Here is a 26,972-nt window from a genome sequence, read left to right as displayed (position 1 = left end):
TGATCACGGCGGCACTGGCTGGCCAGCGTATGCCGCCGGGCGCGGGTTCGGGGAGGGTTCACTCGACACGGATCGTTCCGTGTGACTCGCAGCATGAGGTGGCGGGCCGCGCGGCCCGGCAGGGGCAGGAGAGCGGTCCGTGGGCGCGCGGAGAACCGAAGGAGAGCTCCGGCTGTGGTGATTACGGCTGATCGGCATCGCGTGGCGCCTGCACAAGCTGCATAGAGCCGAAAGAGTGGCCGTGGACCGTGGGAGTCCCCTGGGACTTTTCTGGGCTTCCGGCTGCATCAACGGGCACGGGCGTGAAACAACCGAAAGACCATTTTTGCAGGTCAGCGCCCCGTGATAGGCAATCGCTGCAGGTCACAGCGCTGGCTGGTCTCTTCCGGGACATCTGAGTCGGGACGTGGGCCGGCCGCCTCGGCGGCTTCCTCGCGATCAGAGGGTGAGCAGTTCCTCGTGGAAGCCGCCGAACTCCCGTTGCCGGTCGATGAGATGGATCTCCAGGATCCAGTGGCAGGTGCGCCCGGCCTTGTCGGTGCGGCGCAGTGGGGTGTCGTTGACGGAGGTGATGTACGACTCCGTGTCCGCTCCGTCGATCCGTTCGTGCGGGAACTCCCCGACCAGATGCCCGGCGTGCCAGCCGCCCAGCTCCCACCCGGCGCCGGCCGCCAGCCGCTCCACCTCGGCGTAGAGCTGCTTGCCGGTGATGTCGGGATCGGCTTCGAAGAAGCGGCGGCCCGCGGCGAAGATCTTCGGCAGGTCGTCGCGGAGCCGCTGCTTGACCGGGTCGTCACCGAGGACGAAGGTCCGGCCGAAGTCGGCCTCGTACTCCTCGAAGACCGGCCCGAAGTCGGCGAACACGATGTCGTCCGCGTCGATCACCCGGTCCGGCGGATTCTCCCTGTACGGCACCAGCGTGTTCGGGCCCGAGCGCACGATCCGCTTGTGCCAGTGCCGGGTCGTGCCGAACAGCTCGTTCGCCAGGTCCCGGATCCGGTCGCTGACCGCCCGCTCCCCCTGTCCGGGCGCGACCAGCCCGCGTTCCTCGATCTCCGCAAAGAGCCGCACGGCCTTCGCCTGGGCGTCCAGCAGGCGCGCCGCACGCGCGGGTTCGTCATCGTCCGCCATGGGCCGACCGTAGTGACCCGGATCATTCAGGGCAACGACTGCTAAGGGGCGGGGCCTCCGGTCGCCGTCAGGCCCGCGGTGTGTCCGCCGTCCACGCGTATCGCGTCGATACGGCTGATACAGCGGGCGCCGCAGCGGTCCTGGGGCAGGACGAGCCGGGCGCCGCCGCGGTCGAGCGGGATGCCGTCGAGGGCGACCACGAGCAGGAGCGGGTCCGTGAAGAGGTGCTGCCGGCCGCCGCTCGTCGCGCAGGTCGCCGGTGAGGACGAGTTTCGCCGCGGGTCCGCTAGCCACCACGCCCCCGTACGAACGCACATGCCATGCCAACAGATCAGAGTTCCGGCTCATGCGATGTGACAGCAGACTTTCGCCTTGCATCTGCGGAAGTATCATCGGCGCAGGCCGTTCCGGGTGCCCGGTGTTCCGGCGGTTGCCGTGATCAAGTCGACCCGCGCGGTCGTCGAGAGACCGTAGAGAAGGTCGCGAGACCGTAGCCGAGTCCGTCAGGACCTCGAGGGAGTTACCCGTGATGACCCGTACCGTGCGTCGGACCCGCCGGCTGCTGCAGGTGACCGGTGTGAGCGCCGCCGTGCTGCTGGCCCTGAGCGCCTGTTCGTCCTCCGACTCGGACTCCGGCAAGTCCGACACCTCGGCGCCGGCGTCCTCGTCGCCGAAGCTGTCGGGCACGGTGACCGTCTTCGCCGCCGCCTCGCTGAAGGAGAGCTTCACGACGCTGGGCAAGGAGTTCGAGAAGGCCCACCCGGGTACGAAGGTGACCTTCAGCTTCGGTGGCAGCGACACCCTCGCCGCGCAGATCACCGGCGGCGCCCCGGCCGACGTCTTCGCCGCGGCGAGCCCCAAGACGATGAAGATCGTGACGGCCAAGGGCGACGCGGTGGGCACGCCGGCCACCTTCGTCCGCAACCAGCTGGAGATCGCCACACTGCCGGGCAACCCCGACAAGGTCGCCTCCCTCAAGGACCTCACCAAGTCCTCGCTGAAGGTCGTGCTGTGCGACAGGACGGTGCCGTGCGGCGCCGCCGCCCAGAAGGCGCTCGACGCGAGCAGGCTGAAGCTCACCCCGGTCTCCTACGAGCAGGACGTCAAGTCCGCCCTGAACAAGGTGGTGCTGAAGGAGGCCGACGCCGCGGTCGTCTACAAGACCGATGTGAAGGCGGCGGGCAGCAAGGTGCAGGGCGTGGAGTTCCCCGAGTCCGCCGACGCCGTCAACGACTACCCGATCACCCTGCTCAAGGACGCGCCCAACGCCGCGGCGGCCAAGGCGTTCATCGCCCTGGTGCGGTCCGCCGAGGGCCGGCAGGTCCTGACCGGGGCCGGGTTCCTCAAGCCGTGACCCCTCCCGAGGCCGGTGCCGCGGACACCCTGAACGGTGGCCCGCGGCGCCGCCGTGTCCGCAGCGGCGGTGCTCCGTTGCCGCTCCTCGTACCCGCGCTGATCGGCCTGGCGTTCCTGGTCCTGCCGCTCGTCGCCCTGCTCGTCAGGGCCCCGTGGCGGAGCATGCCCGAATTGCTGACCAGCACCGAGGTATGGCAGGCGCTCCAGCTGTCCCTGGTCTGCGCGACGGCGGCGACCGCCGTGAGCCTGGTGCTCGGGGTGCCGCTGGCCTGGCTGCTGGCCCGGGTCGAGTTCCCGGGACGTGGTGTCGTACGGGCCCTGGTCACCCTGCCGCTGGTGCTGCCGCCGGTGGTGGGGGGCGTCGCGCTGCTGATGGCGCTCGGGCGCAACGGGGTGGTGGGGAAGTGGCTGGACTCCTGGTTCGGCGTCACCCTGCCCTTCACCACCGCCGGAGTCGTGGTCGCCGAGGCCTTCGTGGCCATGCCGTTCCTCGTCATCAGCGTCGAGGGCACCCTGCGCGCCGCCGATCCGCGCTACGAGGAGGCGGCCACCACGCTCGGTGCCTCCCGCTTCACCGCGTTCCGCCGGGTCACCCTGCCGCTCATCGCCCCCGGGGTCGCCGCGGGCGCCGTGCTGGCCTGGGCACGCGCGCTGGGCGAGTTCGGTGCGACGATCACCTTCGCGGGGAACTTCCCGGGCCGCACCGAGACCATGCCCCTCGCCGTCTACCTCGCCCTCCAGAACGACCCGGAGGCGGCGATCGCCCTCAGCCTGGTGCTGCTGGCGGTGTCGATCGCCGTGCTGGCGGGGCTGCGAGACCGCTGGATGACCCCCTCATGACCGACATCGACAAGGCCGCCGCGGGCGCCCCCACCCGCACCGGCGAGGGACTCGACGCCCGGCTGGTGGTCGAGCGCGGCTCCTTCCGCCTCGACGTGACGCTGAGCGCGGCGCCCGGTGACGTGATCGCCCTCCTCGGCCCCAACGGCGCCGGCAAGACCACCGCCCTGCGCGCCCTGGCCGGACTCGTGCCGCTCACCGGCGGCCGGCTGCGGCTGGACGGCGAGCAGTTGGACGCCGTGCCGCCCGAGTCGCGCCCGGTCGGTGTCGTCTTCCAGGACTATCTGCTCTTCCCCCATCTGACCGCCCTGGACAACGTGGCCTTCGGGCCGCGCTGCCACGGCGCCACCAAGGTGGAGGCCCGCGCCGAGGCCGCCGTATGGCTGGAGCGGATGGGCCTGAGCGACCACGCCGGGGTCAAACCCCGCCGCCTCTCCGGCGGCCAGGCCCAGCGCGTCGCGCTCGCCCGCGCCCTGGCCACCCGCCCCCGTCTGCTGCTCCTCGACGAACCGCTGGCCGCCCTCGACGCCCGCACCCGCCTGGACGTCCGGGCCCAGCTCCGCCACCACCTGGCGGACTTCGAGGCCGTCGCCGTACTCGTCACGCACGACCCCCTGGACGCGATGGTCCTGGCCGACCGCCTGGTCGTCATCGAGGACGGCCGCATCGTCCAGGAGGGCACCCCCGCGCACATCGCCCGCCGCCCGCGCACCGACTACATCGCCCATCTGGTCGGCCTGAACCTCTACCGAGGAGAGGCCGAAGGCCACACGGTCCGCCTCGACGACGGCCCCGGCATCACGACCGAGGAGGACCTCACCGGACCCGTCTTCGTGGCCTTCCCGCCCGGCGCGGTCACCCTCTACCGGGACCGCCCCACCGGCGCCAGCGCCCGCAACCTCTGGCGTTGCGAGGTGGCCGGCCTGGAGGCCCACGGGGACCAGATCCGCGCCGCCCTCACCGGTGAACTCCCCCTCGCCGCCGACCTCACCACGGTCGCCGCCGCGGAACTCGACCTGCACCCCGGCGCCACGGTCTGGGCGACGGTGAAGGCGGCGCAGACGCACGCCTATCCGGCCTGACGTCAGCCCCGCGGGATGCGCTCTTGTCGGTGCGCCGGTCATCCGTGGAGTGTCGGGCGCGTGCGCGCCGCCGGGCGGGGCCGGGCGGCGCGCACGGGCGGCGGTCAGTCCTTGGTCAGGGTGACCTCGTGCCGCTCGTCGGCGTGGATGCGGGGCAGCGGCAGGATCCCCTCGAAGCGGAGTTCCGCGACCGTGGCCTCGACGCTGACCTTGCCCGGGCCGATGGCCGGGGACGGTCTGCTCGTGTTCTCCCAGCGGTGTGTCACCCCGTCGCACACGGCGACCGTGCCGCCGATGCCCTGGATCAGGGTCGAGGTGCCGTGGGTCGCGGAGGCCTTCGTGGTGCTCACCGAGGAGCTGATGAACGCCGCGCCCGTGCTGTCCGTGCAGCGGTAGGTGCCGGAGAGGGTGACGGTGCCGTCCGCGGAGATGTGGCCCGTCGGGTCGACGGTCACCGTCTCCTCCAGCTCCGCGGCCTGGTACGGGGCCGCGGTCACGGCAGGAGCGGTGAGCAGGAGCAGGGCGGCACCGGCGGCGAGGGCCAGGGCGGGTCGCTTGAACATCGGAAACCTCCTGTAGGTGGGGCTTCCACTGGTACCCGCCGGGCACGCCCCCGGCCGTGACCGTCACCCACTCGGTGGCGAGTCCGCCCCGGGGGTCCTGGAACCGTCCTGGTGTTGTCCGCGTGTTGTCACGCTTCACGCTCGGCCGTTCCGATGCGTTCGGCAGGAGAGCATGGTCTGTCCATGGGGGCCGGCGGACGGTCCCGACCGACGTGGAGGTGCGCCATGTGTTCCCACCAGACTTCGTGCCCTTCCTTCGACGAGCTCGCCGTGCACGTCGTCGCCGCCCACCCCGAGCAGGGCTGGAGCCTCCTGTGCGACGGCGCGATCCTGTTCGACGACAGCGGTGAGCTGACCCCCGACGGCCGGGCCGTCGCACCGCACCGGGCACCGGCGGAGCAACTGGCTGCCGCCGCCTGATCAGCACGCCTAGGGCAGGACGGCGAACCCGTCCAGTTCCACCATCGCCTCCTCGTCCCACAGCCGTACGACCTCCACGACCGCCATCGCCGGATAGTCCCGGCCCGCCAACTCCCGCCACAGACGCCCCAGTTCGGGCGCATGGGTGCGGTAGGCGGCGACGTCGGTGGCGTAGACCGTGACGCGGGCGAGGTCCGCGGGGGTGCCGCCCGCCGCGCGCAGAGCGGTGAGAAGGTTGGTCAGGGCCCGCTCGAACTGGGCGGGGAGGGTGTCGCCGATGACCTTGCCGTCCGTGTCGAGCGCGGTCTGGCCGGCCAGGAAGACGACACGGGTGCCGGTGACGACGACGGCGTGGGAGAAGCCCGTGGGCGGGGAGAGGTCGGGCGGGTTGACGCGCTCGGTGCTCACCGGGAGGCCTCCACGTCGGCGGACGGTCGGTTGTCCGGCTCGTCGTCCGGCTCCTTGTACAGCTCCTTCGCGATGATGCCGCGTTGGACCTCGCTCGCGCCCTCGTAGATACGAGGGGCGCGCACCTCGCGGTAGAGGTGTTCGAGGAGGTGGCCGCGGCGCAGGGCGCGGGCGCCGTGCAGCTGGACGGCCTGGTCGACGACGTACTGCGCCGTCTCGGTGGCGAGCAGCTTCGCCATCGCCGCACGCTTCGGGACATCGGGGGCGTTCTCGTCGTACGCCGTCGCCGCCGCGTACACCATGAGGCGGGCCGCCTCGGTGCGCAGCGCCATCTCGGCGACCTGGTGGGCGACGGTCTGCAGGTCCTTCAGCTTGCCGCCGAACGCGTCCCGCCCGGCCGTGTGCGCGAGGGTCGCGTCCAGGGCCGCCTGCGCCATGCCGACGGCGAACGCGCCGACGCTGGGGCGGAACAGGTTGAGGGTTCCCATGGCGACCCGGAACCCGCGGTCGGCCTCACCGAGCACATCGTCCGTGGTGACGGGTACGGCGTCGAAGTCGAGGGCGCCGATGGGGTGCGGCGAGAGCATGTCGAGGGCCCTGCCGGTCAGGCCGGGACGGTCGGCGGGCACCAGGAAGGCGGTCACCCCGCGGGCGCCGGCGCCGGGGGTGGTGCGCGCGAAGACGGTGTAGAAGTCGGCCTCGGGGGCGTTGGAGATCCAGCACTTCTCGCCGGTGAGCCGAAAGCGTCCGGGGCCGTCGGGACGGGCGGTCAGCGACAGCGCCGCCGCATCCGATCCGGCCCCCGGCTCGCTCAGCGCGAACGCGGCGACCGCGCTCCCCTCGCTCACCCGGGGCAGCCAGCGCTCCCGCTGGGCGGGCGTGCCGTACGCATGGACCGGATGGGCGCCCAGTCCCTGCAGCGCAAGGGCCGTCTCCGCCTCCGTGCAGGCGTACGCGAGCGACTCCCTCATCAGACAGAGGTCGAGGGCCCCCGAGGTGAACAGCCGCTCCAGGAGCCCGAGTTGGCCGAGTTCGGCGACCAGGGGGCGGTTGACGTGCCCCGGCTCGCTGTTCTCCGCCTTCTCCACGAGCGGGCGCAGCCGGTCGGCGGCGAGGGAGCGCAGCTCGGCACACCAGGCGGTTTGTACCGGATCGAGCGAGAATGCGGGCATTGGCGGTCCCCTTTCTCGACATGACCCCTCGACGATATCGCGCACCGTTGACTGTCGTCACCAACACGATACGCTCGAACGAGCCCACCAGGACGCCCACAACGGCAAGGGGGCGCACCGCCATGCATGTCTCGGCCCACGTCGACACCTTTGCGCGCGACCACCTCCCGCCGCCCGAGGAGTGGCCGGAACTCCGGTTCGACCTGCCGGAGCTGCGTTACCCCGATCGGCTGAACTGTGCCGCCGAGCTGCTGGACCACGCCGACCCCGGCCGCCCGGTGTTCCACACCCCTGCCGGGCCTTCGTGGACGTACGGCGATCTGCGGGCCCGCGTCGACCGCATCGCCCATGTCCTGACGGGGGATCTCGGCGTCGTCCCCGGCAACCGCGTCCTGCTGCGCGGCCCGACCACGCCCTGGCTCGCGGCCTGCTGGCTGGCGGTGCTGAAGGCGGGCGGGGTCGCCGTCACCGTGCTGGCCCAGCAGCGGCCGCACGAGCTCGAAGTCATCTGCGACATGGCCCTGATCCGGCACGCCCTGTGCGACATCCGCGCCGTCGACGACCTCGCCAAGGCCGAGATACCGGGCCTGCGGATCACGACGTACGGCGGCGACGCCCCCGACGACCTCCTGCACCGCCCGGCGCCCGACACCCCGTACCCGACCGTCGCGACCGCGGCCGACGACGTCGCGCTGATCGCGTTCACCTCGGGCACGACCGGCCGTCCCAAGGGGTGCATGCACTTCCACCGGGATGTGCTCGCCATAGCCGACACCTTCGCCAAGCATGTGCTGCAACCCCATGTGGACGATGTGTTCGCGGGCAGCCCCCCGCTCGGTTTCACCTTCGGGCTCGGCGGTCTGGTCGTCTTCCCGATGCGGGTCGGTGCCAGCGCGCTCCTGCTCGAACAGGCCCACCCCCGGCAGTTGCTGGCGGCGGTCGCCGAGCACCGGGTCTCCGTGCTGTTCACCGCGCCGACGGCCTACCGCGCGATGCTCGACGAGCTCGACGCCCACGACACCTCGTCCCTGCGCCGCTGCGTCTCGGCCGGCGAGAACCTGCCCGCCGCGACCTGGCAGGCCTGGTACGAGCGGACCGGGCTGCGCATCATCAACGGCATCGGCGCCACCGAACTGCTGCACATCTTCATCTCCGCGGCCGACGAACACATCAGGCCCGGCACGACGGGCGTGCCCGTACCCGGCTGGCACGCGCGCGTGCAGGACGAGAACGGCCGGCCCGTGCCCGACGGACAGCCAGGACTGCTCGCGGTGCGCGGGCCCGTCGGCTGCCGCTACCTCACCGACCCGCGCCAGCGCGTCTACGTACGCGACGGCTGGAACGTCACCGGTGACACATACGTCCGCGAGAGCGACGGCTACTTCCGGTATGTCGCCCGCGCCGACGACATGATCATCTCGGCCGGGTACAACATCGCGGGGCCGGAGGTGGAGGACGCCCTGCTGCGCCACCCGGACGTGGTGGAGGCGGCCGTCGTGGGACGGCCCGACGAGGCGCGCGGACAGGTCGTCGTGGCCCATGTCGTCCTCGGGGAGGGCGCCGAGCGGGACGCCGAGGCCCTGCGCGGCTTCGTCAAGTCCGAACTCGCACCCTACAAGTGCCCCCGCGAGATCGTCTTCCTGGACGCCCTGCCCCGCACGGCGACCGGCAAGCTGCAGCGCTTCCGACTGCGCACCGAAGGTGACCAGCACTGATACCGAAGACCTAAGATGATCAACGTGTCCGACCAGCATGCACCACGGTCTCTCATCGTCACGCTCTACGGCGCGTACGGCCGCTTCGCTCCGGGCCCCGTGCCCGTCGCCGAACTGATCCGGCTGCTGGCCGCGGTCGGCGTGGACGCACCCTCGGTGCGCTCGTCGGTCTCCCGCCTCAAACGCCGCGGACTGCTGCTGACGGCCCGTACGGCGCAGGGCGCGGCCGGGTACGAACTGTCGCCGGACGCCCGCCAGTTGCTCGACGACGGCGACCGACGTATCTACGCCACCGCCCCGCCCGAGGACGAGGGCTGGGTGCTCGCCGTGTTCTCGGTGCCGGAGTCGGAGCGGCAGAAGCGGCATGTGCTGCGCTCCCGGCTGGCCGGGCTCGGGTTCGGCACGGCGGCACCCGGGGTGTGGATCGCTCCCGCCCGGCTGTACGAGGAGACCCGGCACACCCTCCAGCGGCTGCACCTCGACCCGTACGTCGACCTGTTCCGCGGCGAGCACCTCGGGTTCGCGGCGACCGAGGAGGCGGTGGCCCGCTGGTGGGACCTGGCCGCGATCGCCAAGGAGCACGAGGCCTTCCTCGACCGGCACGCGCCCGTGCTGCACGGGTGGGAGCACCGGGCGGACACCCCGCCCGAGGAGGCCTACCGCGACTACCTCCTCGCCCTCGACTCCTGGCGCCACCTGCCCTACCTCGACCCCGGCCTGCCCGCCCGCCTCCTCCCCGAGGACTGGCCCGGCGTCCGCTCGGCGGCCGTCTTCCGGGAGCTGCATGCACGGCTGAGGGACGCGGGGGCCGAGTTCGCGGGTGTATGACCCCCCGAGGCCTCGCACGCGACGGCGTGCTCGGTCAGGTCTCCAGGGTCAGGCGGGGTTTGGGGGCGTCCGTGCGGCCGGTCTGGGGGCGGCGGCTGCCCGCCCGGTAAGGGGCCGGCCAGACGACGCCGGGGCCGTCGTAGCCCTGCTCGGCTGCCGCGTGCAGGGTCCAGTGCGGGTCGTAGAGGTGGGGGCGGGCGAGGGCGCACAGGTCCGTACGGCCCGCCAGGATCAGGGAGTTGACGTCGTCCCAGGAGGAGATCGCGCCGACCGCGATCACGGGGAGGCCGGTGGCGTGACGGATGCGGTCCGCGTACGGCGTCTGGTACGAGCGCCCGAACTCCGGGTGGTCGTCGGACACGACCTGCCCGGTCGACACGTCGATGGCGTCGACGCCGTGTGCGGCGAAGGCGCGGGCGATCTCGACGGCGTCCTCGGCCGTCGTACCGCCTTCGGCCCAGTCGGTGGCCGAGATACGGACGGTCATGGGCCTCTCCTCGGGCCACACGGCGCGGACCGCGTCGAAGACCTCCAGCGGGAAGCGGAGTCGTTTCTCCAGCGAGCCGCCGTAGGCGTCGGTGCGGCGGTTGGTGAGCGGGGAGAGGAAGCCGGAGAGCAGATAGCCGTGGGCGCAGTGGAGTTCGAGGAGGTCGAAGCCCGCGCGGGCGGCCCGCCAGGCGGCGGCGGTGAACTGCTCGCGGATGTCGGTGAGTTGGGCGCGGTTCAGCTCGCGCGGGGTCTGGCTGCCCGGCTTGTACGGCAGCGGTGAGGCGGCCACCAGGGGCCAGTTGCCGTCGGGCAGCGGTTCGTCCATGCCCTCCCACATCAGCCTGGTCGAGCCCTTGCGGCCGGAGTGGCCGAGCTGCACGCCGATCGCGGTGCCGGGCGACCGGGCGTGCACGAACTCGGTGATCCGTTTCCACGACTCGGCCTGCCGTCCGGTGTAGAGGCCGGTGCAGCCGGGGGTGATCCGGCCCTCCGCGCTGACGCACACCATCTCGGTCATCACCAGGCCGGCGCCGCCGAGGGCGCGGGCGCCGAGGTGGACGAGGTGGAAGTCGCCGGGGACGCCGTCGACCGCCGAGTACATGTCCATGGGCGAGACGACGACCCGGTTGCGCAGGGTCAGACCGCGGAGCCGGAACGGCGTGAACATGGGCGGCGTTCCGGGCGGGCAGCCGAACTCGCGCTCCACGGCTTCGGTGAAGCGGGCGTCGCGCAGCCGCAGGTTGTCGTGGGTGACGCGGCGGCTGCGGGTGAGCAGGTTGAAGGCGAACTGGCGGGGCGGCTGGTCGAGGTAGAGCGCCAGGTTCTCGAACCACTCCAGGCTGGCGCGGGCCGCGCGCTGGGTGGAGGCGACGACGGGTTTGCGTTCCTCCTCGTAGGCCGCGAGCGCCTCGGCCGGCGTGGGCTGTTCCTCCAGGCAGGCGGCAAGGGCGAGAGCGTCCTCGACGGCCAGCTTGGTGCCGGAGCCGATGGAGAAGTGGGCGGTGTGGGCGGCGTCGCCGAGCAGGACCACGTTGCCGTGGGACCAGCGCTCGTTGACGACCGTGCGGAAGGTGGTCCACGCCGACTTGTTGGAGCGGAGAGGGCGGCCGCGGAGGGCTTCCGAGAAGATCTTGGCGCAGCGTTCGACCGACCCCGCCTCGTCGAGCTCCTCGAAACCGGCGGCGCGCCACACGTCCTCGTGCATCTCGACGATCACGGTTGAGGCATCGGGGGCATAGGGGTAGCCGTGCAGCTGCATCACGCCGTGCTCGGTCTCGGCGATCTCGAAGCGGAAGGCGTCGAAGGCGAAGTCGGCGGCGAGCCAGATGTAGCGGCAGCGGTGGGTGGCCACCTGCGGGCGGAAGACATCGGCGTAGGCCTCGCGGGTGGTGCTGTTGACTCCGTCGGCGGCGACGACCAGGTCGTACGACTGTGCCAGCCAGTCGGGGTACGGGGCCTCCGAACGGAAGCGGAGTTCCACGCCGAGGGCGCGGCAGCGGTCGTGGAGGATCTCCAGGAGGCGTTTTCTGCCGAGCGCGGCGAAACCGTGCCCTGAGGAGGTCTGGCGGTTGTTCCGGTGGACGATGTGGATGTCGTCCCAGCGGGTGAAGTGTTTCTGCAGGGCCGCGTAGACGACCGGGTCGGCGTGTTCGATGCCGCCGAGGGTTTCGTCGGAGAGGACGACGCCGAAGCCGAAGGTGTCGTCTGGGGCGTTGCGTTCCCATACGGTGACCTGGCGGTCGGGGGCCAGGCGTTTGAGGAGGGCGGCGGCGTACAGGCCCCCGGGGCCGCCGCCGATGACCGCGATGCGTTGGGGGTGGCTGGTGTTGGCCGGCGACTGCGGGTCAGTCGTGGCTGGTCGCGCCCGCGCGGCGGTAGCCGCACATTCAACACGGTCTCGCGCCCCTGAGGAAGCCATGGTCACCGCCCCCTCCACTTGGGAGGGCGCTTTTCCATGAACGCAGCATGGAACTCGGCGTAGTCCTCGCCGTTCATCAGGAGGGCCTGGGTCGAGGCGTCCAGTTCCACGGCGGACGCCAGCGGCATGTCCAGCTCGGCCGTGAGCAGGGCCTTTGTCTGGGCGTAGGCCAGGGCCGGGCCGTCGGCCAGGCGGCGGGCCAGGTTCTGTGCTGCCTCGTCCGCGTGGCCCTCGTCGGTCAGTTCGCTGACGAGTCCGATGCGTTCCGCCTCGGGGGCGCGGACCGGTTCGCCGAGCATCAGCAGGCGGGTCGCGTGACCCAGGCCCACGACCCTCGGCAGCAGATAGGCCGCACCCATGTCGCCGCCGGACAGGCCCACTCTGGTGAACAGGAACGCGAACCGGGCCGAGGGGTCCGCGACGCGGAAGTCCGCCGCCAGGGCGAGGACCGCCCCGGCGCCCGCCGCCACCCCGTGCACCGCCGCGATCACCGGGAACGGGCACTCCCGTATGGCCCGTACGGTCTGGCCGGTCATCCGGTTGAAGTCGAGGAGCTGGGCGGTGTCCATGGAGAGGGTCGCGCCGATGATCTCGTCGACGTCGCCGCCCGAGCAGAAGCCGCGGCCCTCGCCGGCCAGGACCAGCGCCCGTACGGACCGCTCGCGGGAGAGTTCGGCGAGCAGGTCGCGCAGGTCGGCGTAGGCGCCGAAGGTGAGCGCGTTGAGTTTCTCGGGGCGGGCGAGGGTGACCGTGGCGACCCCGTCGGCGTGCTCCACGCGCAGATGCCGCCAGTCGGAGGTGCGGGCGGCGGAGCCGGTGAAGGGACTCATGACGTGCGGCCTCCTCGGGGGGCGGGCACTGCCTCACTGAGCTCTACCCTTCGAAGCTATCACCCATCCGTGACTGTCGTCATGAGCGCGCGATAGAGCTGTCCTGATCTGACCCGGCCCGGTCACATCCGTCACGGCTCGTCGACAGAGTGGCTACGACGGGAGCGGCGCCGCGAGGCAAGCCGTTGCTACGGGTAAGCCGCCCGTCGCGGGGCCGAAGGTGCCGCACGGTGCCCGCCGGGCCGCTCGTCGGGCGGCGCCGTACCATTCGTAAAAGTTGAAAGCAGGACGGCCTGCTCATGAACGGACCCGCCTTGTACGACCGCCCCTCGTCGTCCGCCGCCTCCTGGCGCATCGCACTGCCGCACTCCGCCGCGGCCGTGCCCGTGGCCCGTGCACTCGTGCGCACGGCGCTGGCCGAGCTGGAGCACGGGGCCGACTGCGACACCGCGGAACTGCTCACGGCGGAGCTGGTCGCGAACGCCGTGGAGCACACCGTCGTCGGGGACTCCCCGATAGAACTCGTGGTGGAGCTGCTGCCGAACGGCTGCCGGGTCGAGGTGCACGACCCCGACCCGGTGCCGCCGTTCGATCTCACCTGGCCGGGCGCGGAGATGCCCGACCCCTGGCAGGAGCACGGGCGCGGGCTGCTGCTGATCCGCGCGCTCAGTTCGTCCTGCGGCCACCGGCCGACGAGGTCCGGCAAGGCCGTGTGGTTCCGCCTGCCGGTGGTGCCGCGGCAGCGGCGTTCCTCCTGAGCACGAGGCCGGGCCTCAGGCCAGGGTCGCGACCAGGACCGCCTTGATGGTGTGCATACGGTTCTCGGCCTCGTCGAAGACCACGGAGTGCTCCGACTCGAACACCTCGTCGGTGACCTCCAGCTCGGTCAGACCGTGCCGCTCGTGGACCTCGCGGCCGACGCGCGTGCCGAGGTCGTGGAAGGCCGGCAGACAGTGCATGAACTTCACGTCCGGGTTGCCGGTGGCGCGCAGCACGTCCATGGTCACGGCGTAGGGGCCGAGCAGCGCTATGCGCTCGTCCCAGACCTCCTTGGGCTCCCCCATCGACACCCAGACGTCGGTGGCGACGAAGTCGGCGTGGCGCACGCCCTCCTTCACGTCCTCGGTGAGGGTGACCTGGCCGCCGGAGGCGGCGGCGAGCTGCTGGGCCACCTCGACGATCGTGTCGTCCGGCCACAGCACCCGGGGCGCGACGATACGGACGTCCATGCCGAGCAGGGCGCCGGTGACCAGGTAGGAGTTGCCCATGTTGTAGCGGGAGTCGCCGAGGTAGGCGAAGACCGTCTCGCTGAGCGGCTTGTCACTGTGCTCGGTCATGGTGAGGACGTCGGCGAGCATCTGGGTGGGGTGCCACTCGTCGGTGAGGCCGTTGTAGACGGGAACCCCGGCGTATGCGGCCAGCTCCTCGACGACACCCTGCCCGTGCCCGCGGTACTCGATCGCGTCGTACATCCGCCCCAGCACACGCGCGGTGTCCTTCACGGACTCCTTGTGCCCGATCTGCGAGCCCGTGGGGTCGAGGTAGGTCGTCGACGCGCCCTGATCGGCGGCGGCGACCTCGAACGCGCACCGTGTGCGCGTCGAGGTCTTCTCGAAGATCAGCGCGATGTTGCGGCCCCGCAGGTACTGCGTCTCGGTCCCGGCCTTCTTGGCGGCCTTCAGCTCGGCGGCCAGCTCGATCAGGCCGAGGAACTCCTGCTGGGAGAAGTCGAGCTCCTTGAGGAAGTGGCGGCCGGCGAGGGCGGTCGGGACTGTCGCCATGGGGCGCTCCAGGAATGCGGGGACATGTGCCGCTGGAAGTCTATACGAAGAATCGCATTTCTATACGGCAGCCCGTTCGACGGGACAGCTCATACAGCGCGGGCCGCCCCGGCCCCGGCCCAGTTCGCTGCCGGGGATCTCGATGACCTCGATGCCCTGCTTGCGCAGATGGGTATTGGTGGTGGCGTTGCGTTCGTAGGCGATGACGACGCCCGGTTCGACGGCGAGGACGTTGCAGCCGTCGTCCCACTGCTCGCGCTCGGCGGCGTGCACGTCCTGGGTGGCGGTCAGCACGCGGATCTCGCTCAGCCCGAGGGCGGCGGCGATCGCGCGGTGCATGTGCTCCGGCGGGTGGTCGGTGACCTTGAGCTCCTTGTCGCCGGCGCCCGGCTCGATGGTGTACGAGCGGAGCATGCCGAGGCCCGCGTACTGGGTGAAGGTGTCGCCGTCGACCATCGTCATCACGGTGTCGAGGTGCATGAAGGCGCGCCGCTTCGGCATGTCGAGGGCCACGATCGTCTGCGCGGAGCCGGCCTCGAACAGCTTGTGGGCCAGCATCTCGACCGCCTGCGGGGTGGTGCGCTCGCTCATGCCGATCAGGACGGCGCCGTTGCCGATGACGAGGACGTCCCCGCCCTCGATGGTGGACGGGTAGTCCGCCTGCCCCTCGGACCAGACGCGGAAGTCCTCGTCGCGGAAGAGGGGGTGGTGGCGGTAGATCGCCTCGAAGTGGACCGTCTCGCGCTGGCGAGCCGGCCAGCGCATGGCGTTGACGCAGACGCCGTCGTAGATCCAGGCGGAGGTGTCGCGGGTGAAGAGGTGGTTGGGGAGCGGCGCGAGGAGGAAGTCGTCGAGGTCCATGACATGGAAGCGGACGGAGGTGGGCTCCGCGTGGGCGGCCAGGAACTCGCGCTTGGTCATGCCGCCGACCAGGGCCTCGGCCAGTTCCTGCGCGGGGAGGGTCTCGAAGGCGGCTCTGAGGTGGTCGGTGGCGAGGACTCCGTACTCCTTCTCGTCGAAGACCCGGTCCAGGACGAGCGTTCTGGCGGCCGGGACCTCCAGGGCCTCGGTGAGCAGGTCGCCGAAGAGGTGGACGGCGACCCCGCGGTCGCGCAGGACGTCGGCGAAACCGTCGTGCTCCGCGCGGGCGCGGCGCACCCAGAGCACGTCGTCGAAGAGGAGGGCGTCCTTGTTGCTGGGGGTGAGCCTTTTGAGCTCGAGATCCGGCCGGTGGAGTATGACGCGGCGCAGCCGCCCGGCCTCGGAGTCGACATGCATTCCCATGCCTCCATCCTGACCACCGGGGGCCTTCTTGACCCGCTGGTCGACGGGTTTCTTCCCCTTCTTGTTCTCGTCCCCTTGACGATAAGCGCTTGTGGCGATTATCGTCGAACGGACGAGAACCGAGGGGGTTCGATGGCCGACATCACACGGCGTCTGGGCTGGCGCCATCTGCGCGGGGCGCCGACGGCGCACATCCGGCACCAACGCGCGGGGAAGCTGCTGCACGACGGTCCGGGGCTCAGCTTCTGGTTCCGTGCGCTGACCGCGGCGCTCTCCGAGGTCCCGGTGGACGACCGGGAGCTGGCGATGACCTTCCACGCCCGTACGTCCGACTTCCAGGACGTGGCGGTGCAGGCGACGGTGACGTACCGGATCAGTGACCCGGCGCTCGCCGCCGCCCGACTGGACTTCTCCGTCGACCCGGACACGGGGGTGTGGCGGGGGGCGCCGCTGGAGCAGCTGGGGACGCTGCTGACCGAGACGGCCCAGCAGCATGCGCTGGACGTCCTCGCCCGTACGTCACTGTCGTCGGCGCTGGTGGACGGGGTGGCGGCGGTGCGGGAGCGGGTCGCGGCCGGACTGGGCGCGGAGCCGCGGCTGCCGGCGACCGGCATCGAGGTGGTCGCCGTCCGGGTGGTGGCGCTGCGTCCCGAGCCGGAGGTGGAGCGGGCCCTGCGCACGCCCGCCCGTGAGCAGATCCAGCAGGAGGCGGACCGGGCGACGTACGAGCGGCGGGCCGTGGCCGTCGAGCGGGAGCGGACGATCGCCGAGAACGAACTGGCCAGCCAGATCGAACTCGCCCGCCGCGAGGAGCAGTTGGTCGAGCAGCGCGGCACGAACGCCCGCCGGGAGGCCGAGGAGCACGCGGCGGCGGACGCGGTACGGGCAGAGGCGGAGGCGGCGCGGACGGTGAAGCTGGCTCAGGCGGAGGCGGACCGCTCGCTTCGGCTGGCCGACGCCGAGGCCACGCGGTCGGTGCAGCTCGCGGACGCCGAGGCGCGGCGTACCGAGCGGCTGGCGGAGGCGGAGGCGGCGCGGACGGTGCGGATGGCCGATGCCGAGGCGGCTCGTTCGGTCCGGCTCGCGCGGGCGGAGGCCGAAGGCGCGCGCGAGGTCGGGGAGGCGCGGGCCCAGGCGCAGGCGGCCTGGCTGCGGGTGCATGGGGAGGTGGAGGTCGCGACCCTGCACGCCCTCGCCGGGACCCGGCTGGCGGAGAACCTGCCGAACATCGACAGCGTGACCATCTCGCCGGACGTACTGACGGGCCTGCTCGCCCGGCTCGGCAGCGGGGAGCGGACGTGAAGACGGGAGCCGGACGGGCCGGCTTCCCCGAAGCGAGGATGACCGCCCTGCCACCGGCCGCCGCGGCGGGGTCCCGCAGCGCGGACCCGACCACGGGACAGCCGCCGTACACCGCCGGCCCGGCGGGGTCGCCCGCCCGGCCCGTCCGCGGCGCAGGCCCCGGTACCGGGCGGGTGCCACCCGCCGCCGGCCCGACGAGGGGCCTCGCCCGACCCAGCCGCAGCGGAGACAACACCCGACAGACACCACCCACCATCCCCCCGACGAGTGCCCTCGCCCGACCCAGCCACAGCGCAGACCCCAACACCCGACAGGTGCCACCCACCATCCCCCCGACGAGTGCCCTCGCCCCACCCAGCCACAGCGCAGACCCCAACACCCGACAGACACCACCCACCACCCCACCGACGAGGAGCCTCGCCCCACCCAGCCACAGCACAGACAACACCCGACAGGCGCCATCCACCGTCCCACGGACGAGGAGCCTCGCCCCACCCAGCCACAGCGCAGACCCCAACACCCAACAGGCACCACCCACCATCCCCCCGACGAGTGCCTTCGCCCGACCTAGCCACAGCGCAGACCCCAACACCCGACAGACACCACCCACCATCCCCCCGACGAGGAGCCTCGCCCCACCCAGCCACAGCGCAGACCCCAACACCCGACAGACACCACCCACCGTCCCCCCGACGAGGACCCTCGCCCGACCCATCCGCGGTGCGGACCCGAGCGCCGGACAGCCGCTGGCCGGTCTCGCCCGGACGGGAGCCCTCGTCCGGCCCGTGCTCTCCGCGGAGTGTGCCGCGTGAGTCTCGCGCCGCGGGTCGTTCTCGTGCATCGGACCACGGAGTACGAGGAGTTGGTCGCCCACCACGGTACGCACGGGCAGGCCGCCTTCTTTCTCTCCTCCCGGGGGCGGGACATCGGGGAGGTCGCCGAGCGGCACCGACGCACCCGGCGGGCGCTCGGCGAGGTGACCGCCGCGATTCCGCTGACCTGGCGTCAGGCACAGGTGGAACGGGGCGACCTGGACCGTTTCCTGTTCGCCCCGGAGGACGTCGTGGTGGTCGTGGGGCAGGACGGGCTGGTGGCGAACGTCGCCAAGTACCTGGCCGGGCAGCCGGTGGTGGGCATCGACACGGACCCGGGGCGCAACCCTGGCGTCCTGGTGCGGCACCGCCCCGCCGACGCGGCGGCGCTGCTCCCCGCGGTGCTCACGAGCGCCGTGGACGAGCTCACCATGGTCGAGGCGGTCGCCGACGACACCCAGCGGATCGTCGCGCTCAACGAGATCTACCTGGGCGCCGCCGGACATCAGACGGCCAGGTACCGCCTGGGCCTCGAGGGCGACGGGGGTGTCGTCGAGGCCCAGGCTTCGTCCGGGGTGCTGGTGGGGACGGGGACCGGCGCGACGGGATGGATCCGCTCGGTGTGGCAGGAGCGGGGCGCCGCCCTGTCGCTGCCGCGCCCGACCGACGACCGGCTGCTGTGGTTCGTGAGGGAGGCGTGGCCGTCACCGGCCACCGGAACGTCGCTGGTCGCGGGCGAGCTCGCGGACGCGGCACGTCTCACCCTCACCGTCGAGTCCGAACGGCTGATCGCCTTCGGGGACGGCATGGAGCAGGACGCGCTGCAGCTGACCTGGGGGCAGTCGGTGCGGGTGGGCGTGGCGGGCACCTCACTGCGCCTGGTCGGATAGCGGTACCGCCTGCCCCGCCCTCTCGAACTCCCCGGATTCGTAAGGTTGTTCAAGCTGGGCGGGGCCGCGCATGTGACACCAGGTTTCCCTGGCGCCTGTGTGGACACGGCTCACGATTGGCTCAGAGCCGCGGGTCCACCGGTTCCGACTCCAGTGCCAGCACCCCGAACACGGCCTCGTGCACGCGCCACAGCGGCTCGCCCTCCGCCAGCCGGTCCAGGGCCTCCAGGCCCAGGGCGTACTCGCGGATCGCCAGCGACCGCTTGTGGTTCAGGAAGCGGCTGCGCAGCCGGGTGAGGTTGTCGGGACGTGTGTACTCCGGACCGTAGATGATCCGCAGGTACTCGCGGCCCCGGCACTTGATGCCGGGCTGCACGAGCCGCCCCTCCGCGCTGCGCACCAGCGCGCCCAGCGGCTTGACGACCATGCCCTCGCCGCCGCGACCGGTCATCTCCAGCCACCAGTCGACACCGGCCCGCACCGACTCCGGGTCGCCGGTGTCGACGTAGAGCCGTCGGGTGGTCTGCAGCAGGCCGCCGGAGTCGTGCTCGACGAGGCGGTCGAGCAGGGCGAGCTGCTCGTCGTGCGGGAGCCCGGCGAGGCTGCGGCCCTGGACGGCCAGGATCTGGAAGGGGGCGAGTCGTACGCCGTCCAGTCCCTCGGTCGGCCAGCAGTAGCGGCGGTACGCCTCCGTGAACGCGGCCGCGTTCGAGGCCCGTTCCCGCTGGCGCGCCAGCAGGTCGGACACCTCGACACCCCGGGACGCGGCACCCTCCAGCGCGGCGAGCGCACCCGGGAACACCGCCCCGGCCGCGGCGCCGACGGCCGCGTACTGGGACCGCAGCAGCCCCGCGGCCTTCAGCGACCACGGCATCAGCTCGGCGTCCAACAGCAGCCAGTCGGTGGCGAGTTCGTCCCACAGACCGGCCGCGTCGACCGCCGTGCGCACGCGTCCGAGGATCTCCTCCGTCACCGACCCGTCGTCGAAGAACGGCCGTCCGGTACGGGTGTACAGCGCCCCCGTCGGGCCGTCCACGCCGAACCGCTTGCGCGCCGCCTCCGCGTCCCGGCACACCAGGGCCACCGCCCGCGAGCCCATGTGCTTCTCCTCGCACACGACCCGCGCCACCCCGTCGGCGGCGTACTGGGCGAAGGCCTCGACCGGGTGCTCCAGGTATCCGTCCACGTGGCTGGTCGCCGTCGGTGCCATGGTCGGCGGCAGGTACGGCAGCAGCCGCGGGTCGATCGCGAAGCGGCTCATGACCTCCAGGGCCGCGGCCGCGTTCTCCTCGCGGACGGCCACCCGGCCCGAGTGCCGGGTCTCGACGACCCGGCGGCCGTGCACGTCGTTCAGGTCCAGCGGCCGGCCGTCCTGACCGCCGGGTGCCTCGGTCCGCAGCGGGCGCGCCGGCTCGTACCAGACCTGCTCCGCCGGTACGTCGACCAGCTCACGCTCCGGCCAGCGCAGCGCGGTGAGCTTGCCGCCGAAGACCGCGCCGGTGTCCAGGCAGATGGTGTTGTTGAGCCAGGTGGCCTCCGGGACAGGTGTGTGGCCGTAGACGACCGCCGCCCGGCCCCGGTAGTCCTCCGCCCACGGGTAGCGCACGGGCAGCCCGAACTCGTCGGTCTCGCCGGTGGTGTCGCCGTACAGCGCGTGCGAGCGGACCCGGCCGGAGGTGCGGCCGTGGTACTTCTCGGGCAGACCGGCGTGACAGACCACGAGTCGGCCGCCGTCGAGGACGTAGTGGCTGACCAGACCGTCGATGAACTCCCTCACCTGAGCGCGGAACTCGTCGCTCTCGCCCTCCATCTGCTCGATGGTCTCGGCGAGGCCGTGGGTGTGCTGGACCTTGCGGCCCTTGAGATAGCGGCCGTACTTGTTCTCGTGGTTGCCGGGCACGCACAGCGCGTTGCCGGACTCGACCATCGACATCACGCGGCGCAGTACGCCCGGGCTGTCCGGGCCGCGGTCGACGAGGTCACCGACGAAGACGGCCGTACGGCCCTCGGCGTGCACGCCGTCGAGGTAGCCCAGCTTGCCGAGCAGCGACTCCAGTTCGGCGGAGCAACCGTGGATGTCGCCGATGATGTCGAAGGGGCCGGTGAGGTGGGTCAGGTCGTTGAAGCGCTTCTCGGTGACGACGGAGGCGTTCTCGACGTCCTCCACCCCGCGCAGGACGTGCACCTTGCGGAAGCCCTCGCGCTCCAAGTGCCGTACGGATCGGCGCAGTTCGCGGATGTGGCGCTGGATGACCCGGCGCGGCATGTCGGCCCGGTCGGTGCGGGCCGCGTTGCGCTCGGCGCACACCTCCTCCGGTACGTCCAGCACGATGGCGATGGGCAGCACGTCGTACTGCTTGGCCAGGTCGATCAGCTGACGGCGGGCGTCCTGCTGCACGCTGGTCGCGTCGACAACGGTGCGGCGGCCGGCCGCCAGGCGCTTGCCCGCGATGTAGTGCAGGACGTCGAAGGCGTCCTTGGTGGCGCTCTGGTCGTTCTCGTCGTCGGAGACCAGGCCGCGGCAGAAGTCGGAGGAGATCACCTCGGTCGGCTTGAAGTGCCGGCGGGCGAAGGTCGACTTGCCGGAGCCGGAGGCGCCGACGAGGACGACGAGGGAGAGGTCGGTGACGGGCAGGACGCGTCCCTTGGTCTGGTTCTCGGTCATGCCGCCTTCGCCTCCTTCTCGGTCCTGATACGGAAAACAGCCATCTGGGTCGGCGGTCCGACCTCCGGGTCGTCGGGGCCGACGGGCACGAACTCCACCTCGTACCCGTGCCGTTCGGCCACCGTGTGCGCCCAGGTGCGGAACTCCTCCCGGGTCCACTCGAAGCGGTGGTCGCCGTGCCGGACATGGCCGGCCGGGAGGGACTCCCAGCGGACGTTGTACTCGACGTTGGGGGTCGTCACCAGGACGGTCCGCGGGCGGGCCGCGCCGAACACCGCGTACTCCAGGGCGGGCAGCCGCGGCAGGTCGAGGTGCTCGATGACCTCGCTGAGCACGGCGGCGTCGTACCCCTTGAGCCGGTTGTCGGTGTAGGCGAGCGAGCCCTGGAGGAGCTTGACGCGCGCGGCCTGCCGCTCCCCCATGCGGTCCAGCTTCAGCCGCCGGGAGGCGATGGTCAGCGCGCGCATCGACACATCGACGCCGACGATCTCGGTGAACCGCGGGTCCTTGAGCAGCGCCTGCACCAACTGGCCCTGTCCGCAGCCGAGGTCGAGCACCCGGGCGGCGCCGGACGCGCCGAGCGCGGCGATGATCGCGTCGCGCCGTTGCACGGCGAGCGGGGTGGGCTTCTCCTCCGTCTCGGTCTCCTCCTCGACGGCGTTGTCGATGTCCTCGACCTCGCTGTCGTCCGCCTCCGCGAGCCGCACCAGCTCAAGCCGCTCCATCGCCTCGCGCGTCAGCGACCAGCGGCGCGAGAGGTAACGGCTGGTGATCAGCTTCTGCTCCGGGTGGCCGGGCAGCCAGCCCTCGCCGGCCCGCAGCAGCTTGTCGACCTCGTCGGGGGCCACCCAGTAGTGCTTGGCGTCGTCGAGGACCGGCAGCAGGACGTAGAGGTGGCGCAGGGCCTCGGCGAGGGTGAGCGTCTCGCCCTCCAGGACGAGCCGCACATACCGCGAGTCGCCCCACTCGGGGAACTCGGTGTCCAGCGCCACCGGTTCGACGGTGACGGTCCAGCCCAGCGGCTCGAAGAGCCGTCGCACCAGCCCCGGGCCACCGCGGGCGGGCAGCGCGGGCACCTCGATGCGCAGCGGCAGCGGCTGCGCGGCCCGCTCGGGGCGAGCCTTGCACACGCCTCGCATGGCGCTGGAGAAGACCGCGCTCAGTGCCACCGCGAGCAGCGAGGAGGCCGCGTACGGGCGGTCGTTGACGTACTGCGCCAGTGCCGCGTCGGGCGCCCCGCCACGTCCCTTGCCCTTCCCCCGCCGCACCAGCGCCACCGCGTCGACCTCCAGCAGCAGCGCCGCCGTACAGCGCTCGGCATCGGCCTCGGGGTAGAGGACGTGCGCCATGCCGTAGGACGTGGAGAACGTCTGCGCGTTGTCGGGGTGCTTGTGCAGCAGGTAGCCGAGGTCGGTGGCCGGTGAGGCGGCGGTGCCGCGCGTGGAGATCGTCAGGAACACATGTCCGAGTCTCTCGGCTGTGCCCCCACTGTGACCACTGGATTTCAGGCGGCCCCGAGGGTGCGGGCGGCCTCCAGCGCAGCCTGGTACGACGCGGCGGCCGTCTCCTGGAACCGGGCGAGCCGCGGCACATGGGCCGACTTGGTCAGCTCGGCGTGCAGGAAGGTGAGGTCGGTCGCAAGGCCGACCATGCCGAGGGCCGCCTTGAGGTACCGCTCCTGATGGTCGCTGTCGTGGCGGGGCGTGCCGGGGCCGTAGGCACCGCCGCGTGCCGAGGCCACCACGACCTTCTTGCCCGAGAGCGGGCCCTGGCCGGTGGCCGGGTCGGCGATCAGCGGGCCGATCAGCACCCGGTCGAACCACGCCTTGAAGGTCGACGGCACCGAGAAGTTGTACATCGGCACACCGAGCAGGATGGTGTCGGCGGCGAGAAGCTCCTCGACCAGCGGCCACGTCACCGCCCAGCTCGCCTTCTCCTCGGGCGTCCGCGCCGCGGCCCGGGCGACCGCGAGGTCGCGCACGCCCTCCGTCTCCAGGCGGTGCATCACCCCGATCTGCGCGTCGTCGACATGCGGGACGTGGTCGGCGGCCAGGTCCCGGTAGACGTAGGTGCCCTCGGGGTCGGCCTTGCGCCAGGCCTCGGCGAACTCGCCCGAGATCCGGCGGGAGACGGAGCCCGCGCGCGGGCTGGAGTCGAGGTGGAGCAGCGTCGGCATGGCGGAGTTCCCCTGTCTGATCAGGTCGTTCGGGTCGGGCCGAGAGCCGTGGTCCGGGTCGGGCCGAGCTCCATTGAAGGTCCCGGGGAAGCCGTTGTCCCGTAATCTGGCGTGACAGTTGGTGACTCAAAGCGTTAGCGAGGGTGACGGTGCTGGACGTAAGGAAACTGGTACTGCTGCGCGAGGTCGGCGTCCGTGGATCCATCGCCGCGGCCGCGCAGGCCCTCAACTACACCCGTTCCGCGGTCTCCCAGCAGCTCTCCGCCCTGGAGGCGGAGACCGGCACCGCCCTGCTGGACCGCGGCAGCAGGCGGGCCGAACTCACCCCGGCCGGGCGGTTGCTGGTGTCCCACACCGACCGGATCATGGCCCAGCTGGAGGCCGCCGAGGCTCAGTTGCGTGCCCGCGACGGGCGGGTCAGCGGTGAGCTGCGGGTGGGGGTGCCCTTGCACGAGGGGCCCGCGCTTCTGGTGCCGGCGCTGAACCGGCTGCGCCAGGACCATCCGCGGCTGCGCATCACCCTGCACGGCGTGGCGCCCGACGAGGGCCGGCAGACCGTGAGGCTCGGCCGGCTGGATGCCGTGCTGGCCGCCGGCTATCCGCAGGTGCCCGAGCCCCGGGTGCCCGGGCTGTACGAGGAGGAGGTGCTCAGCGACCGCCTCCGCCTCGTCGTCGCCCCCGGCCATCCGCTGGCCACCGGTGAACTACCGCGCCGTCTGGAGGAGTTCGCCCGGGAACCATGGCTGCTCGACCGTACCTCGCGGCTCGGCCGGCTCGCCCTGCACGCCTGCGCCGGCGCCGGTTTCGTGCCCGACATCGTCTCCGACATCGGCGACATGCAAGCGGTGTTCGGGCTGGTCTCGCTGGGCTGGGGCGTGGCGCTCGTCCCCGACCTGGTGCCCGGCCGGCCGGGCCATCCGGTCGTCCGGGTCACGCTGGAGGGACCCCGACTCGCCCGCCGCATCACCCTCGTCGTACGCGAGGGCTCCCTGCAGACCCCGCCGGTGGCCGCGCTGCTGCCGGCCGTGCGGGAGGCAGCGGCGGAGCTGAGCAGGTCGCTGACGGAACATCAGGACCCGGCGTCCCGGTAGCGGGCCCCTCTCACCACGAAGCCGCCGGCCGACCGGGAGGCCGCCGAGGCCGGCATCCCCGGCCGGGCGGCCGGCGCGACACCTCGACCTCGGCGTTGATGTGCATGTCCGCGGCGGCCGGCTGATCCATGGTGGCGGGCCCCCGCGCACCGAGTGCATCAGGACGCGTCCGGAAAACGGAACCGCCCCGAACCTGAGGCCGGGGCGGAGGGCCGGGCGGTTACGACAGCTGTGCCTGTACCCGGGACGAGATCAGCTCCAGGTGGTCCAGATCGGCGAGGTCGAGGATCTGGAGGTAGAGGCGGCCGGCGCCGGTCTCCGCATAGCGGCCGATCTTGTCGACGACCTCGGACGGGGTGCCCGCCAGGCCGTTGGCCTTCAGTTCGTCGACCTCGCGGCCGATCGCGGCGGCCCGGCGGGCGACCTCCTGGTCGTCCTTGCCGACGCAGACGACCAGGGCGTTGGAGTAGACCAGGTCCTCGGGCCGCCGGCCGGCCTCCTCGGCGGCGGCACGCACCCGTGCGAACTGCCGCTCGCTGTCCTCGACCGAGGCGAACGGCATGTTGAACTCGTCGGCGTACCGGGCGGCCAGCCGCGGGGTGCGGGTCGCGCCGTGGCCACCGACCAGGACCGGGATCTTCTCCTGGGCGGGCTTGGGCAGCGCGGGCGAGTCGGTGAGGTCGTAGTACGTGCCGTGGAAGTCGAAGGTGTCGCCGACCTTGGTCTGCCACAGGCCCGTGACGATCTCGAGCTGCTCCTCGAGCCGGCCGAACTTCTCCTTCGGGAACGGGATGCCGTACGCCTTGTGCTCCTCCTCGAACCAGCCTGCGCCGAGGCCGAGTTCGACGCGGCCGCCGGACATCTGGTCGACCTGCGCGACCTGGATGGCGAGCACGCCGGGCAGACGGAAGGTGCCGGCGGTCATGAGGGTGCCCAGGCGGATGCGCTTGGTCTCGCGGGCCAGTCCCGCGAGGGTGATCCAGGCGTCGGTGGGGCCGGGAAGGCCGTCCACGGAGCCCATGCGGAGATAGTGGTCGGAGCGGAAGAAGGCGTCGAACCCGAGGTCCTCGGTGGCCTTGGCCACCGCGAGCAGCGTGTCGTAGGAGGCCCCCTGCTGGGGCTCGGTGAAGATGCGAAGATCCATACCTCCATCCTGCACGCCTCGGTGCCGGTCAACCCCACCGGTCCCTCCGGGCACTCCTGTCCACGGTCGGGTGAAAATCCGTGGTCGGCCGACCTGGGGCGTACCTGGCCAGTGACCCGTTCTGGTGGTGGTCGTTGGCTCGTGCGGAGCCGGACCGCCCGGCACCCGCCGGCGGCCGTCGCCGGGCTGTCACCCGATCGGCCTCCTGGCGGGGGCCTGGGGCCGAGGAGGCCGTCATGTCCGAAGAGTCCGTGCCGCAGCAGGGCGGCGGTGCCGGCCGGCCGAAGGGCCTGCTGCAGCAGATGGAGGAGCTGATGGCGGCGCTGAACGCGGACCTGTCGGCCCTGGACGCGGATCTGCAGTCCGCGGGGCGGGGTGCGGAGGAGAGCGAGGCAGGCTGAGACCCGGGCCCCTGGGGCCGTTCTAACCCGCCTCCCTCTCGGGTAACACCTCTTCCCGGTCCGCGAGTCTGCGCAGCATCTCCCGGACCCGGTCCCTGGACTCGTCCGCCGCGTCGATGGCCTCCATGCACTGCCAGTAGGTGCTCTCGTCGTCCGCGGCGCAGGCGAGTCCCACCAGGGCGATACCCACCTCGCCCAGGAGGCTGCCGAGGCAGAGGAGTGCCTGGCGGGCGTCCCCCAGGTCGGTGAGCTGGGCCGCGCGCAGGTCCTCGGTGGCGAGGTGAGGGTTGTCGAGGACCCCGCAGCCCCGGCCCGCCAGCTCCGTCAACCCCAGTGCCTCGCCGCGCAGTTCGGGCGGTCCGGAGACCGCGAGGCGGCTGCCTATCGCCTGCGCCAGGGCCTGCGCCTGCCACACCTCGGTCATGGTCTCCGGAGCGTCGCCGCTCCCTGCCAGGGCACGTCTGCTCGTCACGATGAGCCGCACAGCGTCCATGCCGCTGCCCCCGTCTGTCTGGACGCGCTGCCCGCACGTCCGCCCGAACTCCGCCGTCCACTACCCAGAGTGAGGGTGTGCGGGACGAAAAGCCAGAGGAAGACCGAAATCTGTGGACAACAAATCGGTTTCGGACCGGTGTTTGACTCCGGAGAGTAAAAGCGGACTGAACCGCTCCCGA

Annotated in this window: 25 protein-coding genes; 11 read left to right on the top strand and 14 right to left on the bottom strand. The window is 72.0% G+C overall.

Features of this window, described 5'->3' with window-relative positions; all coding sequences use genetic code 11:
* Positions 1-438: 438 nt before the first annotated feature.
* Together ACIBW9_RS39605 and ACIBW9_RS39600 are read right to left on the bottom strand one after the other, a co-directional pair.
* Entirely contained in the window at positions 439-1,131 is a 693-nt protein-coding gene (locus tag ACIBW9_RS39605; protein WP_398962824.1) for a M24 family metallopeptidase, read from the bottom strand.
* Positions 1,132-1,172: 41 nt separating this feature from the next.
* On the bottom strand, positions 1,173-1,448 hold the full coding sequence (locus tag ACIBW9_RS39600) for a hypothetical protein (RefSeq protein ID WP_398962822.1): 276 nt from the start codon (positions 1,446-1,448) through the stop codon (positions 1,173-1,175).
* Positions 1,449-1,660: 212 nt separating this feature from the next.
* Here ACIBW9_RS39600 and modA point away from each other — a divergent pair, with 212 nt between their 5' ends.
* The 3 genes from modA to ACIBW9_RS39585 are packed head-to-tail and all read left to right on the top strand — an operon-like array spanning position 1,661 to position 4,409.
* Positions 1,661-2,485: a molybdate ABC transporter substrate-binding protein gene (gene modA / locus ACIBW9_RS39595; protein ID WP_398962820.1), complete on the top strand. Its 825-nt coding sequence runs from the start codon at positions 1,661-1,663 to the stop codon at positions 2,483-2,485.
* Entirely contained in the window at positions 2,482-3,327 is an 846-nt protein-coding gene (gene modB / locus ACIBW9_RS39590) for a molybdate ABC transporter permease subunit (protein WP_398962818.1), read from the top strand. Before modA ends, modB begins: the two co-directional genes overlap by 4 nt.
* Positions 3,324-4,409, top strand: coding sequence for an ABC transporter ATP-binding protein (locus ACIBW9_RS39585; RefSeq protein ID WP_398962815.1), 1,086 nt, complete (start codon positions 3,324-3,326; stop codon positions 4,407-4,409). The genes modB and ACIBW9_RS39585 overlap by 4 nt, the downstream gene beginning before the upstream one ends.
* Before the next feature lie 104 nt (positions 4,410-4,513).
* Here ACIBW9_RS39585 and ACIBW9_RS39580 read toward each other — a convergent pair whose 3' ends face one another.
* Complete coding sequence (locus ACIBW9_RS39580) at positions 4,514-4,972, bottom strand: DUF6299 family protein (protein WP_398962812.1); 459 nt, start codon at positions 4,970-4,972, stop codon at positions 4,514-4,516.
* Between the two features lie 225 nt (positions 4,973-5,197).
* On the opposite strand from ACIBW9_RS39580, the gene ACIBW9_RS39575 reads away from it, so the two are divergent.
* Complete coding sequence (locus ACIBW9_RS39575) at positions 5,198-5,392, top strand: DUF5999 family protein (RefSeq protein ID WP_398962810.1); 195 nt, start codon at positions 5,198-5,200, stop codon at positions 5,390-5,392.
* Between the two features lie 9 nt (positions 5,393-5,401).
* Here the strand turns inward: ACIBW9_RS39575 and ACIBW9_RS39570 are convergent, their stop codons facing one another.
* Positions 5,402-5,800: a RidA family protein gene (locus ACIBW9_RS39570; protein ID WP_398962807.1), complete on the bottom strand. Its 399-nt coding sequence runs from the start codon at positions 5,798-5,800 to the stop codon at positions 5,402-5,404.
* Positions 5,797-6,972 carry an acyl-CoA dehydrogenase family protein gene (locus ACIBW9_RS39565; protein ID WP_398962804.1) on the bottom strand — a complete coding sequence of 392 codons (1,176 nt, stop codon included), beginning with the start codon at positions 6,970-6,972 and terminating at the stop codon, positions 5,797-5,799. The genes ACIBW9_RS39570 and ACIBW9_RS39565 overlap by 4 nt, the downstream gene beginning before the upstream one ends.
* A gap of 122 nt (positions 6,973-7,094) precedes the next feature.
* On the opposite strand from ACIBW9_RS39565, the gene ACIBW9_RS39560 reads away from it, so the two are divergent.
* Positions 7,095-8,687 carry an AMP-binding protein gene (locus tag ACIBW9_RS39560; protein ID WP_398962800.1) on the top strand — a complete coding sequence of 531 codons (1,593 nt, stop codon included), beginning with the start codon at positions 7,095-7,097 and terminating at the stop codon, positions 8,685-8,687.
* Between the two features lie 15 nt (positions 8,688-8,702).
* The gene (locus tag ACIBW9_RS39555) at positions 8,703-9,515 is read left to right on the top strand and encodes a PaaX family transcriptional regulator C-terminal domain-containing protein (RefSeq protein WP_398962792.1); all 813 of its coding nucleotides are present in this window, start codon (positions 8,703-8,705) and stop codon (positions 9,513-9,515) included.
* A 34-nt stretch (positions 9,516-9,549) separates the two neighbouring features.
* On the opposite strand, the gene ACIBW9_RS39550 is transcribed toward ACIBW9_RS39555, so the two are convergent.
* Positions 9,550-11,922 (bottom strand): bifunctional salicylyl-CoA 5-hydroxylase/oxidoreductase, encoded by a 2,373-nt coding sequence (locus ACIBW9_RS39550; RefSeq protein ID WP_398962790.1) that lies wholly within the window; start codon positions 11,920-11,922, stop codon positions 9,550-9,552.
* A 2-nt stretch (positions 11,923-11,924) separates the two neighbouring features.
* Positions 11,925-12,752 (bottom strand): enoyl-CoA hydratase family protein, encoded by an 828-nt coding sequence (locus ACIBW9_RS39545; RefSeq protein ID WP_398962787.1) that lies wholly within the window; start codon positions 12,750-12,752, stop codon positions 11,925-11,927.
* 299 nt (positions 12,753-13,051) lie between these two features.
* Here ACIBW9_RS39545 and ACIBW9_RS39540 point away from each other — a divergent pair, with 299 nt between their 5' ends.
* A complete protein-coding gene (locus ACIBW9_RS39540) occupies positions 13,052-13,510 on the top strand; it encodes an ATP-binding protein (protein ID WP_398962784.1) in 459 nt (152 codons plus the stop codon).
* A 15-nt stretch (positions 13,511-13,525) separates the two neighbouring features.
* Here the strand turns inward: ACIBW9_RS39540 and argF are convergent, their stop codons facing one another.
* Complete coding sequence (gene argF / locus ACIBW9_RS39535) at positions 13,526-14,533, bottom strand: ornithine carbamoyltransferase (protein ID WP_398962782.1); 1,008 nt, start codon at positions 14,531-14,533, stop codon at positions 13,526-13,528.
* Positions 14,534-14,593: 60 nt separating this feature from the next.
* Complete coding sequence (locus ACIBW9_RS39530) at positions 14,594-15,817, bottom strand: arginine deiminase (RefSeq protein WP_398962780.1); 1,224 nt, start codon at positions 15,815-15,817, stop codon at positions 14,594-14,596.
* A gap of 132 nt (positions 15,818-15,949) precedes the next feature.
* Between ACIBW9_RS39530 and ACIBW9_RS39525 the strand changes: the two genes are divergently transcribed.
* Together ACIBW9_RS39525 and ACIBW9_RS39520 are read left to right on the top strand one after the other, a co-directional pair.
* A complete protein-coding gene (locus tag ACIBW9_RS39525; RefSeq protein ID WP_398962777.1) occupies positions 15,950-17,119 on the top strand; it encodes an SPFH domain-containing protein in 1,170 nt (389 codons plus the stop codon).
* A gap of 808 nt (positions 17,120-17,927) precedes the next feature.
* Positions 17,928-18,821: a hypothetical protein gene (locus ACIBW9_RS39520; protein WP_398962775.1), complete on the top strand. Its 894-nt coding sequence runs from the start codon at positions 17,928-17,930 to the stop codon at positions 18,819-18,821.
* A 121-nt stretch (positions 18,822-18,942) separates the two neighbouring features.
* Here the strand turns inward: ACIBW9_RS39520 and ACIBW9_RS39515 are convergent, their stop codons facing one another.
* Genes ACIBW9_RS39515 through ACIBW9_RS39505 form a run of 3 tightly spaced genes read right to left on the bottom strand, consistent with a single transcriptional unit; the run spans position 18,943 to position 23,662 of the window.
* Positions 18,943-21,486, bottom strand: a complete 2,544-nt coding sequence (locus ACIBW9_RS39515) for a polynucleotide kinase-phosphatase (RefSeq protein WP_398962772.1) — start codon at positions 21,484-21,486, stop codon at positions 18,943-18,945.
* Positions 21,483-22,946, bottom strand: a complete 1,464-nt coding sequence (locus tag ACIBW9_RS39510) for a 3' terminal RNA ribose 2'-O-methyltransferase Hen1 (protein ID WP_398962769.1) — start codon at positions 22,944-22,946, stop codon at positions 21,483-21,485. Before ACIBW9_RS39510 ends, ACIBW9_RS39515 begins: the two co-directional genes overlap by 4 nt.
* A 44-nt stretch (positions 22,947-22,990) precedes the next feature.
* On the bottom strand, positions 22,991-23,662 hold the full coding sequence (locus ACIBW9_RS39505; RefSeq protein ID WP_398962766.1) for an FMN-dependent NADH-azoreductase: 672 nt from the start codon (positions 23,660-23,662) through the stop codon (positions 22,991-22,993).
* A gap of 143 nt (positions 23,663-23,805) precedes the next feature.
* Between ACIBW9_RS39505 and ACIBW9_RS39500 the strand changes: the two genes are divergently transcribed.
* Positions 23,806-24,753 (top strand): LysR family transcriptional regulator, encoded by a 948-nt coding sequence (locus ACIBW9_RS39500; protein ID WP_398962764.1) that lies wholly within the window; start codon positions 23,806-23,808, stop codon positions 24,751-24,753.
* A 220-nt stretch (positions 24,754-24,973) separates the two neighbouring features.
* Here the strand turns inward: ACIBW9_RS39500 and ACIBW9_RS39495 are convergent, their stop codons facing one another.
* Entirely contained in the window at positions 24,974-25,897 is a 924-nt protein-coding gene (locus ACIBW9_RS39495) for an LLM class F420-dependent oxidoreductase (RefSeq protein ID WP_398962761.1), read from the bottom strand.
* A gap of 236 nt (positions 25,898-26,133) precedes the next feature.
* On the opposite strand from ACIBW9_RS39495, the gene ACIBW9_RS39490 reads away from it, so the two are divergent.
* Complete coding sequence (locus tag ACIBW9_RS39490; protein WP_398962759.1) at positions 26,134-26,298, top strand: hypothetical protein; 165 nt, start codon at positions 26,134-26,136, stop codon at positions 26,296-26,298.
* 22 nt (positions 26,299-26,320) lie between these two features.
* Here ACIBW9_RS39490 and ACIBW9_RS39485 read toward each other — a convergent pair whose 3' ends face one another.
* Positions 26,321-26,791 (bottom strand): DUF6099 family protein, encoded by a 471-nt coding sequence (locus ACIBW9_RS39485; RefSeq protein ID WP_398962756.1) that lies wholly within the window; start codon positions 26,789-26,791, stop codon positions 26,321-26,323.
* Positions 26,792-26,972: the final 181 nt, after the last annotated feature.

Source organism: Streptomyces sp. NPDC049541 (assembly GCF_044465725.1).
Taxonomy (GTDB): domain Bacteria; phylum Actinomycetota; class Actinomycetes; order Streptomycetales; family Streptomycetaceae; genus Streptomyces.
Note: the sequence above shows the minus strand (reverse complement) of the source record. Positions and strands in the feature narration are given on the sequence as shown.